This is a genomic window from Stenotrophomonas sp. TWI809, assembly GCF_039673205.1.
Classification (GTDB): domain Bacteria; phylum Pseudomonadota; class Gammaproteobacteria; order Xanthomonadales; family Xanthomonadaceae; genus Stenotrophomonas.
The window spans coordinates 142,196-158,170 of the sequence record NZ_JBDJLE010000006.1 but is presented as its reverse complement, the minus strand read 5'-3'; the positions used below and the strand labels follow the sequence as shown (position 1 = coordinate 158,170).

Annotated in this window: 14 protein-coding genes and 9 tRNA genes; 11 read left to right on the top strand and 12 right to left on the bottom strand. The window is 66.3% G+C overall.

Features of this window, described 5'->3' with window-relative positions:
* Nucleotides 1–43: 43 nt before the first annotated feature.
* The 8 genes from ABE472_RS07195 to ABE472_RS07160 all read left to right on the top strand — a co-directional run bounded on the left by ABE472_RS07195 (nt 44) and on the right by ABE472_RS07160 (nt 1,314).
* Nucleotides 44–119, top strand: a tRNA-Ala gene (locus ABE472_RS07195).
* Nucleotides 120–172: 53 nt separating this feature from the next.
* Nucleotides 173–248, top strand: a tRNA-Glu gene (locus ABE472_RS07190).
* A 224-nt stretch (nt 249–472) separates the two neighbouring features.
* Nucleotides 473–548: transfer RNA gene (locus ABE472_RS07185), tRNA-Ala, on the top strand.
* Nucleotides 549–598: 50 nt separating this feature from the next.
* Nucleotides 599–674 (top strand) — tRNA-Glu (locus tag ABE472_RS07180).
* A 134-nt stretch (nt 675–808) separates the two neighbouring features.
* Nucleotides 809–884 (top strand) — tRNA-Ala (locus tag ABE472_RS07175).
* A 49-nt stretch (nt 885–933) separates the two neighbouring features.
* A tRNA-Glu gene (locus ABE472_RS07170) sits at nt 934–1,009 on the top strand.
* A 104-nt stretch (nt 1,010–1,113) separates the two neighbouring features.
* A tRNA-Ala gene (locus ABE472_RS07165) sits at nt 1,114–1,189 on the top strand.
* Nucleotides 1,190–1,238: 49 nt separating this feature from the next.
* Nucleotides 1,239–1,314: transfer RNA gene (locus tag ABE472_RS07160), tRNA-Glu, on the top strand.
* A 50-nt stretch (nt 1,315–1,364) separates the two neighbouring features.
* Here the strand turns inward: ABE472_RS07160 and ABE472_RS07155 are convergent.
* Nucleotides 1,365–1,781 carry a GNAT family N-acetyltransferase gene (locus ABE472_RS07155; protein WP_102789523.1) on the bottom strand — a complete coding sequence of 139 codons (417 nt, stop codon included), beginning with the start codon at nt 1,779–1,781 and terminating at the stop codon, nt 1,365–1,367.
* Nucleotides 1,782–1,886: 105 nt separating this feature from the next.
* Between ABE472_RS07155 and ABE472_RS07150 the strand changes: the two genes are divergently transcribed.
* A complete protein-coding gene (locus tag ABE472_RS07150; protein WP_313218660.1) occupies nt 1,887–2,843 on the top strand; it encodes an SOS response-associated peptidase family protein in 957 nt (318 codons plus the stop codon).
* 7 nt (nt 2,844–2,850) lie between these two features.
* Here ABE472_RS07150 and ABE472_RS07145 read toward each other — a convergent pair whose 3' ends face one another.
* Nucleotides 2,851–3,231 (bottom strand): response regulator, encoded by a 381-nt coding sequence (locus ABE472_RS07145; RefSeq protein ID WP_346462607.1) that lies wholly within the window; start codon nt 3,229–3,231, stop codon nt 2,851–2,853.
* 124 nt (nt 3,232–3,355) lie between these two features.
* On the opposite strand from ABE472_RS07145, the gene ABE472_RS07140 reads away from it, so the two are divergent.
* A tRNA-Leu gene (locus ABE472_RS07140) sits at nt 3,356–3,442 on the top strand.
* 53 nt (nt 3,443–3,495) lie between these two features.
* Here the strand turns inward: ABE472_RS07140 and ABE472_RS07135 are convergent.
* The 10 genes from ABE472_RS07135 to ABE472_RS07090 form a co-directional block, all read right to left on the bottom strand.
* Nucleotides 3,496–5,343, bottom strand: a complete 1,848-nt coding sequence (locus ABE472_RS07135) for a methyl-accepting chemotaxis protein (protein WP_313211153.1) — start codon at nt 5,341–5,343, stop codon at nt 3,496–3,498.
* A gap of 297 nt (nt 5,344–5,640) precedes the next feature.
* Nucleotides 5,641–7,839 (bottom strand): PAS domain S-box protein, encoded by a 2,199-nt coding sequence (locus ABE472_RS07130; protein ID WP_346462610.1) that lies wholly within the window; start codon nt 7,837–7,839, stop codon nt 5,641–5,643.
* A gap of 251 nt (nt 7,840–8,090) precedes the next feature.
* On the bottom strand, nt 8,091–10,466 hold the full coding sequence (locus ABE472_RS07125) for a Tex family protein (protein ID WP_346462611.1): 2,376 nt from the start codon (nt 10,464–10,466) through the stop codon (nt 8,091–8,093).
* A 206-nt stretch (nt 10,467–10,672) separates the two neighbouring features.
* Nucleotides 10,673–10,888 (bottom strand): hypothetical protein, encoded by a 216-nt coding sequence (locus ABE472_RS07120; RefSeq protein WP_313211150.1) that lies wholly within the window; start codon nt 10,886–10,888, stop codon nt 10,673–10,675.
* Between the two features lie 159 nt (nt 10,889–11,047).
* Nucleotides 11,048–11,506: a hypothetical protein gene (locus tag ABE472_RS07115; RefSeq protein ID WP_313211149.1), complete on the bottom strand. Its 459-nt coding sequence runs from the start codon at nt 11,504–11,506 to the stop codon at nt 11,048–11,050.
* Nucleotides 11,503–11,706, bottom strand: coding sequence for a PspC domain-containing protein (locus ABE472_RS07110; RefSeq protein WP_123729552.1), 204 nt, complete (start codon nt 11,704–11,706; stop codon nt 11,503–11,505). The genes ABE472_RS07115 and ABE472_RS07110 overlap by 4 nt, the downstream gene beginning before the upstream one ends.
* A gap of 47 nt (nt 11,707–11,753) precedes the next feature.
* Nucleotides 11,754–12,125, bottom strand: a complete 372-nt coding sequence (locus ABE472_RS07105) for a YfeK family protein (protein WP_346465953.1) — start codon at nt 12,123–12,125, stop codon at nt 11,754–11,756.
* Nucleotides 12,122–13,192: a class III poly(R)-hydroxyalkanoic acid synthase subunit PhaC gene (phaC, locus tag ABE472_RS07100; protein WP_313211147.1), complete on the bottom strand. Its 1,071-nt coding sequence runs from the start codon at nt 13,190–13,192 to the stop codon at nt 12,122–12,124. The genes ABE472_RS07105 and phaC overlap by 4 nt, the downstream gene beginning before the upstream one ends.
* Nucleotides 13,189–14,277: a class III poly(R)-hydroxyalkanoic acid synthase subunit PhaE gene (phaE, locus tag ABE472_RS07095; RefSeq protein WP_346465952.1), complete on the bottom strand. Its 1,089-nt coding sequence runs from the start codon at nt 14,275–14,277 to the stop codon at nt 13,189–13,191. The genes phaC and phaE overlap by 4 nt, the downstream gene beginning before the upstream one ends.
* 52 nt (nt 14,278–14,329) lie before the next feature.
* Nucleotides 14,330–14,944 carry a CDP-alcohol phosphatidyltransferase family protein gene (locus ABE472_RS07090; RefSeq protein WP_070474651.1) on the bottom strand — a complete coding sequence of 205 codons (615 nt, stop codon included), beginning with the start codon at nt 14,942–14,944 and terminating at the stop codon, nt 14,330–14,332.
* A gap of 377 nt (nt 14,945–15,321) precedes the next feature.
* Here ABE472_RS07090 and ABE472_RS07085 point away from each other — a divergent pair, with 377 nt between their 5' ends.
* Nucleotides 15,322–15,972, top strand: coding sequence for a methyltransferase domain-containing protein (locus tag ABE472_RS07085; RefSeq protein WP_313211145.1), 651 nt, complete (start codon nt 15,322–15,324; stop codon nt 15,970–15,972).
* Nucleotides 15,973–15,975: the final 3 nt, after the last annotated feature.

Below are 15,975 nucleotides of genomic sequence, written 5' to 3'. Positions count from 1 at the left end.
CCAATCCAAAACGTCGTCGCTATGATTTCGCTCCTCAAGACGTGGGGCCATAGCTCAGCTGGGAGAGCGCCTGCATGGCATGCAGGAGGTCGGCGGTTCGATCCCGCCTGGCTCCACCAATCCGATCATTAGGCCGATCAGATTGCAGTGACAAAATTTGAAGTTTTCGTGCGTCCCCATCGTCTAGAGGCCTAGGACATCACCCTTTCACGGTGGCGACCGGGGTTCGAATCCCCGTGGGGACGCCAGTTTCAAACAAACAGCCCTGACTTCGGTCGGGGCTTTTTGTTTGTGCCGCATCGAGCAACGCTCGGCATTGGCGGCCTGTTTTATCGCGTGCGTGCTGGTGCACTCGCGCGGGCAACGATCAGCCTCTGCAGATGGATGCCTGCATGCATTCTTTCTTCGGTATTTCAGAAAAAAGACTTGGCGAATGCTTCACGGCCGCGTAGAATTCCGCCTCCAGCATCGTGGGGCCATAGCTCAGCTGGGAGAGCGCCTGCATGGCATGCAGGAGGTCGGCGGTTCGATCCCGCCTGGCTCCACCACTCCGGACCTTAGGCCGTTCGGTGTGCTGAACAATTTGATGAGTTTATGCGTCCCCATCGTCTAGAGGCCTAGGACATCACCCTTTCACGGTGGCGACCGGGGTTCGAATCCCCGTGGGGACGCCACTCATCAGAAGAACACCGAGGCCCGGCATGCCGGGTCTTTTTGTTCACCGCCTACTGCGGTTGCGATGCGGATGCCCGAAAGGCTTCCACAAACGTGAACAGGCAGATATACTAGGCGGCTTGCGGTACAACGTGGGGCCATAGCTCAGCTGGGAGAGCGCCTGCATGGCATGCAGGAGGTCGGCGGTTCGATCCCGCCTGGCTCCACCACTTCTCCGGACACAGGCCGTCCGATAGAAGCCAAAATTCGGTTTAACGCGTCCCCATCGTCTAGAGGCCTAGGACATCACCCTTTCACGGTGGCGACCGGGGTTCGAATCCCCGTGGGGACGCCAGCTTCAAACAAACAGCCCTGACCTCGGTCGGGGCTTTTTGTTTGACGACCCTCTTCCCATTCGGCAAGACCGCCGCTATGATAGGCGGCTCGCAGCACAACTGTGGGGCCATAGCTCAGCTGGGAGAGCGCCTGCATGGCATGCAGGAGGTCGGCGGTTCGATCCCGCCTGGCTCCACCACTTCTCCGGACACAGGCCGTCCGATAGAAGCCAAAATTCGGTTTAACGCGTCCCCATCGTCTAGAGGCCTAGGACATCACCCTTTCACGGTGGCGACCGGGGTTCGAATCCCCGTGGGGACGCCAGCTTCAAACAAACAGCCCTGACCTCGGTCGGGGCTGTTTGTTTATGGGGCCTACGCCACCACCTTCGCCATGCCCACCGAGCGCGGCGCGGTCACGGTGAAACCGAACTGCGCATACAGCCGGTGCGCCTGGCCATCGGCGATCAGGCTCACATACGCACCTTGCGCATTCGCGTGCAGCCAGGCATCGAGCTCGGCCATCACCGCCTTGCCCAGGCCCTGCCCCTGGCGGTCCGGGACCACGGCGATATCCACCACCTGCAGGAAGCAGCCGCCGTCGCCGATGAGCCGGCCCATCGCCAGCAACCGGTCATCCTCGCGCAGGCTCACCCCGAAGACCGTGTTGGGCAGGCCACGCGCCGCCGCCTCGGCCGTTTTCGGGCTCAGGCCGGCCAGCACCCGCAGCGCGCGGTATTCCTCCACGCTGGGCGCCAGGGGGATGCAATGAACACCAGCAGGCAGCGACATGAGACGGGTCCGGCAATGAATGGACGCTCAGCATGCCCGAACGTATTCGCAGCATGTGCGACCCACCGGCCTATCCTGTCCCCCTGCCCACCCTGTTCCGTCGCCATGTGCTATTCCGCCCAGATCCGCGCCGATTACACCAAGCTGGTCCGTGAGTACGGGGCCATGCTGTCCCTGGACGAGTTCGCCCAGCTGTATGCCCACGACGCCGGCAAGCAACGCCCGAAAACGCCCAAGGCGATGGACGATGGCTTCGCCGGCGCGCGCACCGCGCAGGGCCAGGAGATCGTGGCGCGAATACAGCAATGGCATGCCGAGGAGATGCAGGCGCTGGATGAGGAGGTGCGCCTGCAGAGCGCCCGGCGGAAGGCGGCCGAAGAACACCTGGCCGCACGTCCCACGCAGAAGGCGCGCAATGAACTGCGCGTGGCGGGCAACCGGATTGAACGTGCGCAGACGCGCCTGTCCGATCTGCAGCGCGCCGGCCTGGTGCCGCGCGACAGCCGCATTTTCCCCGGCGTCTATGCGCCGGTGATCGTGTCCGAGCAGGGCCAGCGCGTGATCAAGCCGATGCGCTACCAATGCCGGCTGCCGGACAAGCCCGCGCGCAACGACGTGTTGTATCCCGGCACCTACAACGCGCGCCGCGACAGCCTGGAGGCGTACTGGAAATCCGCGTTCGGCCACCAGCATGGCGTGGTGGTGGTGCAGTCGTTCTACGAGCACGTGCCGCGGCATGCCCTGGAGCAGCGGATGCTGTCGCCGGGCGAGAAAGCCGAGAACGTGGTGCTGGAATTCAGCCCGCAGCCACCGCGCGATCTGTTGATCGCCTGCCTGTGGTCGGCGTGGGAAGGGCCGGAGGGCCGGCTGTTGTCGTTTGCCGCGATCACCGACGAGCCACCGTCCGATGTGGCACGCACCGGGCACGACCGCTGCATCGTACCGATCCGGCGCGAACATCTGGATGCCTGGTTGAACCCGGACCCGCACGACCTCGCTGCGCTGTACCGGATCCTGGACGATCGCGAACCGGTCACACTGGCGCACGCCGAAGCGGCGTGAGAGCTGCTCAGCCGACGACCGAATCGCCTATCCGTGCCCGCCCCAGCGCGGCATTCAACTCGGCCGTCAGGTAGGGCTTGGTCAGGATGATGCCTGCCCGGAAGGCTTCGGGGAGGTGCTCGGTCGCCATGCCGGTGGCCAGCACGAAGGGAATCTGGCGCGCGGCCAACGCCGCCGCAACCGCTTCACTGGTTTCATTGTTGGCCAGGCGGTAATCCAGCAGCACCACCTGTGGCTGGGTCTCGCTGAGCAGACGCAGCGCCTCGGATACCGAGGCCGCCAGCCCCACCACCACCGCGCCGGACTGCACCAACTGCATCTGCAGCAGGGCGGCACTCATTTCGTCGTTCTCGACCACCAGCACCCGAAGATCCTGCAGCGCGCTCATGACGACTCCCTGTATGGTTCAGCGCGATGAGTATAGCGTCCTGCGTAGGTGAAACCCTGACAGGAACTTAAGCATTCAGGTCTGCACAAACGTCGACATCTTGTATACACTACGCGGCCAGCCAGCCGAAGTGGCGGAATCGGTAGACGCAGCGGACTCAAAATCCGCCGCCCTTAAAAGCGTGTGGGTTCGAGTCCCACCTTCGGCACCATGGAAAACCAGAACGCCCCGGATCGACGGATCCGGCGCGTTTTTCGTTACCGCTCAGACCAGCCGAAGCGTCGGATGTGCGGCATTGGCCGCCGGTGGCGCAGCCGGTCGCGACGTTCCCGTCGCCCCCGCCACCCGGAATGCCGCCACCGTCTGCAGCAACTGGGTGGACTGCTCTTCCATGCTGCGGGCCGCCGCAGAGGCCTCTTCGACCAGCGCGGCATTCTGCTGGGTGCTCTCGTCGATGTGCTCGACCACCTGGTTGATCTGCTCGATGCCCTCGCTCTGCTGCTGGGCCGCCGCGCTGATGTCGGCCATGAGATCGCTCACGCGTTTCACGCTGACCACGATCTCGTCCATGGTGCGCCCCGCGCTTTCGACCTGACGCGTACCCGCCCCGACCTTCTCCACCGAGTCGCCGATCAGCTGCTTGATCTCCTTGGCGGCTTCGGCCGAACGCTGCGACAGCGAGCGGATTTCCGAGGCGACCACCGCAAAGCCGCGCCCATGCTCGCCGGCACGGGCCGCTTCCACTGCGGCATTGAGGGCCAGGATATTCGTCTGGAACGCGATGCTGTCGATCACGCCGATGATATCGACGATGCGCCGCGAGGAGTCGTTGATCAGCGACATGGTGGAGACCACCTCATGCACCACATGGCCACCCTGCGCCGCCACCTCGACCGCACCACCGGCCAACTCATTGGCCTGGCGGGCGTTGTCCGCGGTGCGCCGCACGGTCGCGGTCAGCCCCTTCATCGAGACGGCGGTCTCCTCCAGCGAAGCGGCCTGCTGCTCGGTGCGCACGGACAGGTCGCTGTTGCCTTCGGCGATCTCGCTGGCACCCACGGCAATGGTGTCCGCTGCCAGCTTGATCTGGGTGATGATGCCGGCCATCGCTTCGACCAGCGCATTGATGCCCTCGCACAACTCGGCGATCGGGCCGGTCTTGTCCTGGGTGGCGATATGGCCGGTCAGATCACCCCCCTGCGCCGCCGCCACCACTTCACGCGTCTGCGCGACGGCCTGCTGCAGCGCCAGCGAGTCACGCACCTGGGCCGTGATGTCGGTAGCGTACTTGACCACTTTGAACGGCCGTCCGTTCATATCGTAGATCGGGTTGTACGAGGCCTGGATCCAGACCTCGCGACCGCCCTTTCCCAGGCGCTTGTACTGGCCGGCGTCGTATTCGCCACGGCCGAGTTTGGCCCAGAACGCCCGGTACTCGCCGCTCTGGCGATGCTCGGGCTCGGCGAACATCGAATGGTGCTGCCCGCGCACCTCCTCCAGTGCATAGCCCATGGCAGCGAGGAAGTTCTCGTTGGCGGCCAGGATGCGGCCCTCGAGATCGAACTCGATCACCGCCTGTGATTTGTTGATCGCGGCGAGCTGGCCGGCAAAATCGGCCGCCTGGAATTTCTGCGCGGTGATGTCGGTCGCGAACTTGACCACTTTGTACGGCCGTCCGTGGCTGTCGAAGACCGGGTTGTAGGACGCCTGGATCCAGATCTCGCGTCCACCCTTGCCGATCCGCCGGTACTGGCCGGCGTCGAACTCACCGCGGCCCAGGTTGGCCCAGAAGTCGCGGTACTCCGCGCTCTTCGCATACTCGGCATCGACGAACATGGCGTGGTGCCTGCCTTGGATCTCCTCCAGCGTGTAGCCCAGCGTCTGCAGGAAATTGTCGTTGGCGTGCACGATGGTGCCATCGAGGTGGAACTCGATGACGGCCTGGACTCTATGCAGCGCCTTGATCTGATCTTCGAGCTCGGCCTGCCGTTGCAGCGCGGCCGATGCCGCGGCGCCATGGGCCGCGCGACGGGAAACGAACCGTGCCGTGAGCGTTCGCCACAACGACCCGGCGTCGGCGTCGCTGGCACGACCTGGCACATGCGTGTGCAAGCCTGAAGTAATCATCGTTAGACCTCGGTGTCCGGTTAGCGAATAGGTCAGCGCCGGGCGGTGGCCCGGTGGCGGTATTCCGTTGGCTGGGACTCACGAAGATCGTCAGTGGGGATGACGCAACTTCGATGGGCTTCAAACACCGGGCGGGCCGGCGAACATGAACCATGTAAAAAAGGTGTACGGCCAGATATCCACGTGAGCAGACGGGCAGCAACTGCGAGTCATATAACGGCGGACACTCTGAAAGCTTTAGGGCCATCAACGGCCGCGGCCGGGGCCTGGCCCGGCCGGCCGTCACTCGCCGCTTTCGCTCGCATCCAGGGCGTCAAGGGGGTCCACGGCACCCAGAGCGTCGGCCTCCACCTGCACGTTGTCGCGCCCCATCGCTTTGGCCCGGTAGCACTGCGCGTCGGCGGCGGCCACGGCGTCATCCACGCTCATGCCCCCGAACAATGGCGCGATGCCGATGCTGGCGCCCACGCTCAACCGCCGCTGGTCCCAGGGGATCGACAACCCCCGCATCGCCTCGAGCAGATCGCTGGCGATACGGCGGGCGCGCTTGAGCGAACAGCCGGCCAGGATCACCGCGAACTCGTCGCCGCCCAGCCGCGCCACGATGTCCGAATCACGCACGCCATGCCGCAGCACGCTGGCCACCGCCCACAGCACGGCATCGCCAGCCAGATGGCCGTGGGTATCGTTGACCGGCTTGAAGTGGTCCAGGTCGATATACATCAACGAGGCCGACTGCCCGGTCCGCGCGACCCGGGTGATGGCCTGCTGCAGATGCGCCTCGAAGCCGCGCCGGTTGCTCAGTTCGGTCAGCGGATCGATCTCGGCCAGATGCCGCGCCTCGCGCTGGCGCGCACGCTGCTGGGTGACGTCACGGATCACCCAGACCGCGCCGCTGGTCAGGCCATCCTCATCGCGCAGCCAGGCACGGGTCAGGTCGACCGGCAGCAGATGCGCACCCACTGACAGCAACAGGTCCGAATGCAGGTCGACTGCATTGCTGTCCGGGTCGAGCAGCACGGCCACATCCAAGGGGGAGCGCGGCGCGTATTCGGTCGTGAGCTCCATCACCTCCTGCAGCTGGCTGCCGGCCAGGACCCCGGCGCCCTCCCCGGCCAGCGCGCGGGTGGCCGCGGCGTTGGCGTACTGGATCCCCCCCTGCAGGTCCAGGGTCAGCACCATGTCCGCCACCGCATCCAACGTGACGCGGGTGCGCTGCTCGGATTCACGCAACTGCTGACCACTGAGCCGTTGGGCGGTCACGTCCTGGATCTGCGAGACGAAGTGCAGCGGCTCGCCATTTTCCGTGCGGACCAGTGAGACCGACAGCCGCCCCCAGACCAGGTTGCCCGCCTTGCCCAGGTACCGCTTCTCCATGTGGTAATGCGCGCGGCGGCCGGCCAGCAGGTCACCGAGCAGGGCCAGGTCGGTGTGCAGGTCATCGGGATGCGTGAGCGTCTGGAAATCGATCTGCAGCAGTTCGGCACGGGTGTAGCCGAGGATGCCGCACAGCGAATCGTTGACGTCCAGCCAGCGCCCTTCCAGCGACACCAGGGCCATGCCAAGCGCGGCCGACGAGAACGCCCCGGCGAATTTTTCCGAGGCCAGGAACGCCTGTTCGCGGACCTGCAGCAGCGGGGTCAGGTCGACCGCCATGCCCACGTAGCCGATTCGGTTGCCGCCGGCGCAGTCCAGCGGACTGATCGACAGGCGCACCTGCCTGCGCTCGCCGTCCTTGCGCAGGAACGTCCACTGATGCGACCAGGTGCCCTGTGCCGCCCGCGCGCTCAACGCCTCGAAGACGGTCGGCAGGCGTCCGTCCGCCTCCATATGGGGCTGCAGGTAGGCGCGCATCTCTTCCGGATCGTGGAACAGCCCCGGGTTGACCCGGCCGATCACTTCATCGGGGCGGTAACCCAGCAGCTTCTGCGCACCGGTATTGAACAGGTTGACCACCCCATCGACATCGGTGGCGATCACCGCCACCTCGTCAGAGGCATCCACCACCGCCTGCAGGCGCTGGCGCATGTTGGCCGCCTCCTGCCGGGCCTGCTGCAGTTCGGTAACGTCGGCATGCGCACCGGCCATCCACAGCGGCCGGCCCTGCCCATCGCGCTCATACACGCGACCGCGGTCCTGCACCCAGATCCAGTGGCCCTGTTTGTGGCGCATCCGGCACAGGCTGTCGTAATGCGGCGAGCGACCTTCCAGATGCGCTTCGAGCAACGTATTGGACTGGGCCAGATCGTCGGGATGCACCAGCTTGAAGAACGTCTCCGGCGTGATGGGTGCCAGTTCCTCACGCGTATAGCCGACGATCTCCGCCCAGCGCTCGTTGACCCGCATCTGGTTGCCCGGGATGTCCCAGTCCCAGGTGCCCGCCGCAGTACCTTCGATGATCATTTCCAGCCGGTGGCGCTGCTCGGCCATGTCGCGCAGCGCGGCGGCCGCATCTTGGGGGGCGTCCGGTTGCCGGCTCATGCGTGCGCTCCGGTCCGACACGCCACGCACAGCCCTGCGCCAGCGCGGTAATCGGCGCTGGAGCCCGCCCGGTTGCCCGGTCCTGCCTGGTCGTCTGTCATCTGGGCTCCCCGCCGTCCACCCACCCTACGGGCATTCAACGCGAAGTGTGCGTAAACCCGGGCCAAACCAGAAGTGCCCCTGCCCCTGGAGACCCCTGAAAACGCCAAAAGCCGCCCGAAGGCGGCCTCTGGCAGGCACCCACCGCGGGATCAGCCGCCGCGCTTGGCCCGGGCGAAGGCGTCGGCCAGCGCATTGTTGGCCGGCGGTGCGGCGCTGCCCGGACGCGGGCCGGACGGGGTGCCACGACCGCCACCGCGCGGACCATTGCCCGCCCCGCCGTCACGGCGGCCGCCACCGGCCGGGCGCGCATCGCGCTCACCCTGGGCCTTGGCCGGGGCCGGGGTATCGTCGAGGCGCCGGGTCAGGGCGATGCGCTTGCGCGCCACGTCCACCTCCAGCACCTTCACCTTGACGATGTCACCGGCCTTGACCACATCACGCGGGTCTTTGACGTAGGTGTCCGACAGCGCCGAGATGTGGATCAGGCCGTCCTGGTGCACACCGATGTCCACGAAGGCACCGAACGCGGCCACGTTGCTGACCACGCCCTCCAGGATCATGCCCGGCTGCAGGTGCTTGAGCTCTTCCACGCCCTCGGCGAAACGCGCCGCCTTGAACTCCGGGCGCGGGTCGCGGCCGGGCTTTTCCAGTTCCTTCAGGATGTCGCGCACGGTCGGCACGCCGAAGGTGGCGTCGGTGAACTGTTCGGCCTTGAGCCCGCGAAGGAAACTGCCATCGCCGATCAGCGCCTTGATCGGGCGTGCCGTGGCGGCCACGATGCGCTCCACCACCGGGTAGGCTTCCGGGTGCACCGAGGACGCGTCCAGCGGCTGGTCGCCATCGGCGATGCGCAGGAAGCCGGCGCACTGTTCAAAGGTCTTGTCGCCCAGGCGCGGCACCTTGAGCAGGTCCTTGCGGCGCTTGAACGGACCGTTGTCGTCGCGGTGGCGCACGATGTTTTCGGCCACCGTGGCCGACAACCCGGACACGCGCGAGAGCAGCGCCGCCGAGGCGGTGTTGACGTGCACGCCGACCGCGTTGACGCAGTCCTCCACGCGCGCATCCAGCGCACGCGCCAGGCGGTACTGGTCCACGTCGTGCTGGTACTGGCCCACGCCGATCGCCTTGGGTTCGATCTTGACCAGCTCGGCCAGCGGATCCTGCAGGCGACGGGCAATGGAGACCGCGCCGCGGATCGACACGTCCAGGTCCGGGAATTCCTTGGCGGCAAATTCGGACGCCGAATACACCGACGCACCGGCCTCGCTGACCACGATCTTCTGCAGGCTGGTCTCGCCCAACGCCTTGATCACCTCACCGGCCAGCTTGTCGGTTTCGCGGCTGGCCGTGCCGTTGCCGATCGCGATCAGCTCCACGTTGTGCTTCATGCACAGCTGCTTGATCGTCTGCAGTGACTGGTCCCACTGCCGGCGCGGTTCGTGCGGGTAAATGGTGTCGGTGGCCACCAGCTTGCCGGTGGCATCGACCACGGCGATCTTGCAGCCGGTGCGGATGCCCGGGTCCAGCCCGAGCACGCTCTTGGGGCCGGCCGGGGCGGCCAGCAGCAGGTCCTTGAGGTTGTCGCCGAACACCGCGATCGCCTCGGCTTCGGCCTTCTCGCGGGCCTGGTTGAACAGGTCCAGCAGCAGGTGCATGTGCAGCTTGGCGCGCCAGGTCAGGCGGCAGGCGTCGAGCAGCCAGCGGTCGCCGGGGCGGCCGGCGTCGCGGATGCCCGCGTTGTGCGCGACACGGCCTTCGGCGTACAGATTGCCGGCCTCGGCATCGTTGCCCGGATCCAGTTCCAGGAACAGGATTTCCTCGCGGCGTGCGCGGAACAGTGCCAGCAAGCGGTGGGACGGAATCTTCGCCAGCGACTCGGCGTGTTCGAAGTAATCGCGGTACTTGGCGCCCTGCTCTTCCTTGCCCTCGGCGACACGTGCGCGGATCACGCCGTTTTCGCCCAGCCAGGTGCGCAGCTCGCCGACCAGCGCGGCGTCTTCGCCCCAACGCTCCATCAGGATCGCGCGGGCACCTTCCAGCGCGGCCTTGGTGTCGGCCACGCCGTTGTCTGCATCGACGAAGGTGGCACCGAACACCTGCGGGTCCAGGTTTGGATCGGCCAGCAGGCCATCGGCCAGCGGCTCCAGTCCGGCTTCGCGCGCGATCTGCGCGCGGGTGCGGCGCTTGGGCTTGTACGGCAGGTACAGATCTTCCAGGCGCGACTTGGTGTCCGCACCGAGGATCTCGTTGCGCAACTCGTCGCTGAGCTTGCCCTGTTCGTCGATGCTGGACAGCACCGCGGCGCGGCGGTCTTCCAGCTCGCGCAGGTAGGTCAGGCGCGTTTCGAGGTTACGCAGCTGGGTGTCGTCCAGCCCGCCGGTGACTTCCTTGCGGTAGCGGGCGATGAACGGAACGCTGGCGCCTTCGTCCAACAGGGCGATGGCGGCGAGCGCCTGGGCGGTCTGGGCACCGATCTCATCGGCGATGGTCTGGGCGATCTGCTGTGCGAGCTTGATGTCAGGCATTGCTTCCGGCCGGAGCCGCTTTGCGGAAAGAACCCATTCTGGCGATGCGCGGCGGCGGGGGAAAGCCGTTGACAGGCCGGGCCGAACCTGTCGCCCCGTGGCGATGACCACACGAGGGGTCCTGCATTCACGCCGGCATCCTGCGTGGGGCTGGGATGCCGGCGCGGGCGCCCGCGACAACCGGGCACCTCCGCGGGATCGCTGGCTTACCGGTAATGCACGGCCGCGCGTTGGTGGACGATGTCGTCCTGCATCGACTCCAACGCCATCACCCGCACCTTGCCTACACCCTGCAGTTCCATGAACCGCTCGGTGTAGATCTCCGGACCCAGCTCGGTATCGGCCTGGGACTTGCTGAAACCATGGGGCACCAGGCCCTTGTCGCCATCCTTGCTACCACCGACATAAAGAACGATTGCCATGTGATGTGTTCCTCCAGAAAAACGGTTGCTCATACAGCGCTGCAAGCTTACCCCGGTAAACCTGACTGGTTCGTCATGCAGGCTAATAACGTTTTTTTGCATGCAGATGACGTCGCGTTGTCGACGTTTTTCTTACATGGATTTAACGCGGAGATAACCTCACTGCGCATCACGACGTGATGGCCACCAGCCCCGCCCCTGCAGTGCATACACATCGGCCGCGCGCTCGAACGGGTTGCGTGCACTGACCCCACCGCACAGCAGGTACACCGGCAGGTAGAGCGGCCCCAGCACCAGATACTGGTAGACGTGCGCACGCTCGTGGTCGTGCAGCCCGATCACCGGCTCGGTGGCGTAACCGGCCTGGTGCGCATACGTGCGGCACGGCACGTCCAGCACCGGTCCCGTGTGCAGGATGACGTTGCCCAGCGTGATCGCTCCGCCCGGGCCCCACGGAAATTCACGGAACACGATCGCGCAGTCGCGCCTGTTCCACGACGGACGCGCACCGGCCAGCATCCCGGCGGTGCCGGCGGCCAGGCCGATCAGGGTGTTGGGTGAGGTCCACAGTGCGCCAAGCCCCTGCAGCGCGCGCAGCAGCACCGGTGACAGGCTCAATCGGCCTCGTTGGGGATCAACAGCCACAGGATCAGGTAGACCAGGATGCCGGGGAAGGCCGCCGAGCCGATCGAGATCAGCACGAACAGCACCCGTACCAGGGTGACGTTCCAACCGTAGCGATGCGCGATACCGCCCATGACGCCGGCGATCATGCGGTCGTTGAGCGAACGGGACAGCGGGCGCGGCGGTGTGTTCATGCACGGGGTCTCGTTCCGGAATGCGCCGACTCTAGCGCGAACCGTGTCTACGGGGTGCGTTGGCGCAGGGCCTTCAGCCGCGCGCCGAACCACGCCGCGGCGGTCTGTTCCGGCTGGCCCGGACAGGCGATCCGGTAGGGCTTGCCGCTCAGGCTGCTCTGGCTGGCGGCGCGTTCGATGAACTGCTCGGCCGTGTCGACCTTGTCCTTCTTGAGCAGGTAGTCGTACTTGCGCTGCAGATGGGCCCGCGCCTCGGGCGCATCGTGCCAGCTGCCATTGCGCTGGAACCGGCAAGGGGAGCCGTCCAGCGCGCCGATCAGGCCGGCGATCTCGCGGCGGGCGGTTTCACCGGGTGCGGCGTGGGCGGTACCAATGCCCAACAGACCCACAGCCAGCCAGAGAAGGCGAGGACGCTTCATTGCGAACGCTCGTTCAACCAACCGGTGATGGTTGCGGGCACTTCGCGCTGGGCCCGCCCGGAGACATAGATACCGATATGGCCCCCGCGGAAACTGCTCTCGGTGTAATCCGCGCTGCCGATCCGGCCGCGCAGCGCGCGTGACGCATCGGGCGGGACCAGATGGTCCTGCTCGGCATAGATGTTCAACACCGGCAACGTCACCTGCCGGAGGTCGACGGTTGCGTCGCCGATGCGCACGCCGTCGTGCATCAGGCCATTGCCCTGGTAGAACTGCTTGATGAAGTCACGGAACGCTTCGCCGGCGAGATCGGGCGAGTCGAAGATCCACTTCTCCATGCGCAGGAAATCTTCCAGCGCGTCCTTGTCGTCCAGGATGTCGAGCAGCCCCACGTACTTCTGCACGTTGAGGCGGAACGGCTTGAGCATCAGGTAGCTGGCATTCATCAGATCGGCCGGGATGTTGCCCAGCGTGTCCACCAGCAGGTCCACGTCCACCTGGCGCGCCCAGTGCGAGAGCATGTTGTCCGGCGTGTGGAAATCGACCGGGGTGACCATCGTGATCAGGTTGGCCAGCTTGGCCTGACGCAGCGCGGCATAGCACAGCGCGAACACGCCGCCCTGGCAGATGCCGAGCATGTTGATCGGTTCGCCGCCGTTGTGCGCCTGCAGGTGATCCACCGCGCCATCCACGAAGCGCAGCAGGTAATCCTCCAGCGTCTGGTAGCGCTCGGAGCGGTCCGGGTAGCCCCAGTCCAGCACATACACATCGTGGCCCAGAGCCAGCAGCTTCTGAACCAGTGAGCGGTCGGTCTGCAGGTCGACCATGTACGGCCGGTTGACCAGCGCGTAGACGATCAGCAGCGGCGTGGCGTGCACCGGCGGCTCGGTGCCGACAAAGCGGTACAGCGTGACCTTGCCGTCGCGCCAGACTTCCTCGCGGGTGGTCACGCCGTAATCGACATCGTCCACCGCAGGCAGCAGCTTCAGGCCATCCATCAGCTTGCGCTGCATGGCCAGGGTCTCCTGCAGGAGGTCTTCGGCATTGAAGCCCAGGGGGCCCTTCATGCGCTGCGTTTCCTTGGCTTGGTGGGTTTTCCGGCGGCCTTGGTGGCCTTGGCGGCCTTGGTGGCCTTGTTGGGGTTGGCGGTGGCCTTGGTGGGGTTGGCTGGCCTGGAAGCGCGGGTTGTGCGCTTGCTCGCGGCGGCTGGCTTCACTGCAGCCTTGCGCACCTTGGCCGTGCTGGCAGGTGCCGCACCCGCGGCTGCGCCAGCGGCCATGCGGCGCACCAGCCGCTCCAGCTCGGCGATCCGGCGATGCGCTGCATCCATTTCGGTGCGCGTCGGCAGCCCAAAACTCTCGGTCAGCCGTTCGATCTCCTGCTGGGTGGCCGCGCGCAGCCGCATCTGGGCATTGCCCAGCGAGGCGTACACCGCCTGGAACGGCTCGGACAGCGCAACCTTCGCATAGGCCTCCTCGGCCGCATCGATCCACAGATCGAACATCGCCCGCGCGCTGGTCAGCTGGTTGCCCGGCTGCTCGTGCTCGGCCAGGCGCTGCTCGAACAGGGTGAACGCATCGTCCAGCGCCTGCTTGATCTGATCCACGTAATCGCGCGAGTGCGCCTGGTAGTCCTGCTGGGCCCGCAGCAGCGCCTGCCAGCGGGCCTGGTGCTCACGGCCGGGACCAAACGCCGGGCTCTGCAGCCATGGTCCGAGCTGACGCTGCAGGGTTTCCAACAGCTGCAGCAGGTCCGGGCCCTCGGTGTGGGTATGTCCGCGTGCGCCCTGCAGCATCCACTGCAGCAGCCCGTCACCCTGCCCCAGCACCGCCGTGCGCCACGCCTGCGCCACCTCGGCGCTGGTGGTGTCGCGGCCGGCAAACTGCGCGGCCACCTGCTGCATCGTGCCGTACCACCCACCGGCCTGTTCACGGAAACGGTGCACGGCCTCGTCGGCCGGGCGGCTGGCCGCGTTGGGCATCATCTGCGCCCACCAGTCGATCGCCTGCTGCCAGTTGCCCTGCCCCTCGGGGCCGGCGGTGTGGCCGGGCGGTGCCGCAGCGTGCCGCAGGGCATCGCCCCAGGCACTGAAATACTGCCGCGCCAGGGCTTCTACATCGCCTGCGCCGCTGCCGCTGCCCGCCGTGGTCATGACCGTCCTCCCGTCTCGGGAAACGATGATAGCAATGCCGCGCTGCCCTGCCTCACGGCTTGGGGATGCGCAGGGTCTTGCTGATCATCAGCGAGCCGGACAGCGCGAACAGCAGCACCAGCGGGTGCAACTGCCACGGGCCCAGCTGCCACTGGCCCAGCCACAGGTCCGCGCCGGTGGCCCCGACGCTCGCCGCCACGGCCAGCACCACCACCAGCGCCAGGCTGGTCGGGATCGGGGTGCCTTCGAAGTACGGCACCTTGTCGCCCTCGCCGGCCAGTGCTTCGGCGGTCACGTTGTAGCGGGCCAGGCGGCTGACGCCGCAGCAGACGAAGTAGCTCAGCACCAGCCAGTCCCAGCCGCCCTGCATGCCGCAGGCGTAGGCCAGTGCGGCCGGGGCGACACCGAAGGAAATGATGTCCGACAGCGAATCCAGCTCACGGCCCAGCGTGGAGCTGGATTTGCGCCAGCGTGCGATGCGCCCGTCCAGCGCGTCGAAAATGAAGGCCAAGGGGATCAGGGCCATGCCGAACAGCAGATAGCTGCGTTCGCCATCCTGCAGATAGCGCATGGCGGCAAAGACCGCGCCGGTGCCACAGAACGCGTTGGCCAAGGTGAACCAGTCGGCCAGGTGGAACTCGCGCAACATCGAGAAGTGACGTTTCATGAAGGATCAGGTGGCGGCAATCGCAAGAGAGTACCGCGAGCGGCCCGCGCCGGGACAGCGTTCCCTACGCCACCGTACTCCAGCCTTGCCGCGCCGTTCACGCCAGCACGACCTGCGGTGAATTTTTGGCCACCCATCTTGACAGCGAGCACCGGCGGGGGCCGACGCGGCTTATCCACAAACTTGCCCACGAGTCATCCACACCCCCTGTGGACAACTCAGTCTCAACAGAGGCGACGATGGTGATTTCCTGATCACCGATCCTCGTTGCCGCGGCGCGATCCCCCTTCACACGTGCGCCCATCGGTGCCATCAGTGGGCTAAGCTGGTGGATGGACTCCGCCGCCGCCAGGTCCTGCCGCCCACCGACAGGAGTCTTGCGCGTGCTTTCCCCCGACCATCTGGCCGCCCAGTTGCGCCACCCGCACGGTGAGCACGCGCTCGTCGTGGCCGAATCGATGAACCGCAGCAACGGCGACCTCAACCGGGCCGCCATCGCCCTGCTGTCAGTCACCCCCGGTGAACAGGTCCTGGAGATCGGCCCGGGCAATGCAGCCTTCGCACCCGATCTGCTGCGTACACCGGATAGCCGCTATGTGGGCATTGACGTTTCAGCGGCGATGGTCGCGGCCGGCACTGCGGTGCTGGCCACGCATGGGCTGCTGGATCGTGCCGAGGTCCACCTGGGCGATGCCCATGCCCTGCCCTTGGAGTCGGCCTGCATCGATGCGGCGCTGGCAGTGAACACGCTGTACTTCTGGGACGAACTGAAATTCCCGTTCGCCGAGTTGGCGCGCGTGCTGCGCCCCGGCGGCCGGCTCTGCCTGGCCTTCGGCGATGCCGCTTTCATGCGCACGCTGCCGTTCACAGCACATGGGTTCCACCTGCATGAGCTGGCCGAGGTCGAGCAGGCCCTGCGCAGCGCTGGGTTGACCGTACAAGGCTGGCGCGCCCACCACGAAACCGGGCGCAGCAACGATGGGCGCGAGGTGACCAAGCACTTCCACCTGTTGCTGGCCCGCCGGTAATAC

Bases quoted from the DNA above. Each gene is read 5' to 3' on its own strand.
- ABE472_RS07150 (WP_313218660.1), top strand. From the start codon at position 1,887: ATGTGCTATTCCGCCCAGATCCGCGCCGATTACACCAAGCTGGTCCGT.
- ABE472_RS07130 (WP_346462610.1), bottom strand. From the start codon at position 7,839: ATGAGCCGGCAACCGGACGCCCCCCAAGATGCGGCCGCCGCGCTGCGC.
- ABE472_RS07120 (WP_313211150.1), bottom strand. From the start codon at position 10,888: ATGGCAATCGTTCTTTATGTCGGTGGTAGCAAGGATGGCGACAAGGGC.
- ABE472_RS07110 (WP_123729552.1), bottom strand. From the start codon at position 11,706: ATGAACACACCGCCGCGCCCGCTGTCCCGTTCGCTCAACGACCGCATG.
- phaC (WP_313211147.1), bottom strand. From the start codon at position 13,192: ATGAAGGGCCCCCTGGGCTTCAATGCCGAAGACCTCCTGCAGGAGACC.
- ABE472_RS07155 (WP_102789523.1), bottom strand. From the start codon at position 1,781: ATGTCGCTGCCTGCTGGTGTTCATTGCATCCCCCTGGCGCCCAGCGTG.
- ABE472_RS07090 (WP_070474651.1), bottom strand. From the start codon at position 14,944: ATGAAACGTCACTTCTCGATGTTGCGCGAGTTCCACCTGGCCGACTGG.
- phaE (WP_346465952.1), bottom strand. From the start codon at position 14,277: ATGACCACGGCGGGCAGCGGCAGCGGCGCAGGCGATGTAGAAGCCCTG.
- ABE472_RS07145 (WP_346462607.1), bottom strand. From the start codon at position 3,231: ATGAGCGCGCTGCAGGATCTTCGGGTGCTGGTGGTCGAGAACGACGAA.
- ABE472_RS07125 (WP_346462611.1), bottom strand. From the start codon at position 10,466: ATGCCTGACATCAAGCTCGCACAGCAGATCGCCCAGACCATCGCCGAT.
- ABE472_RS07105 (WP_346465953.1), bottom strand. From the start codon at position 12,125: ATGAAGCGTCCTCGCCTTCTCTGGCTGGCTGTGGGTCTGTTGGGCATT.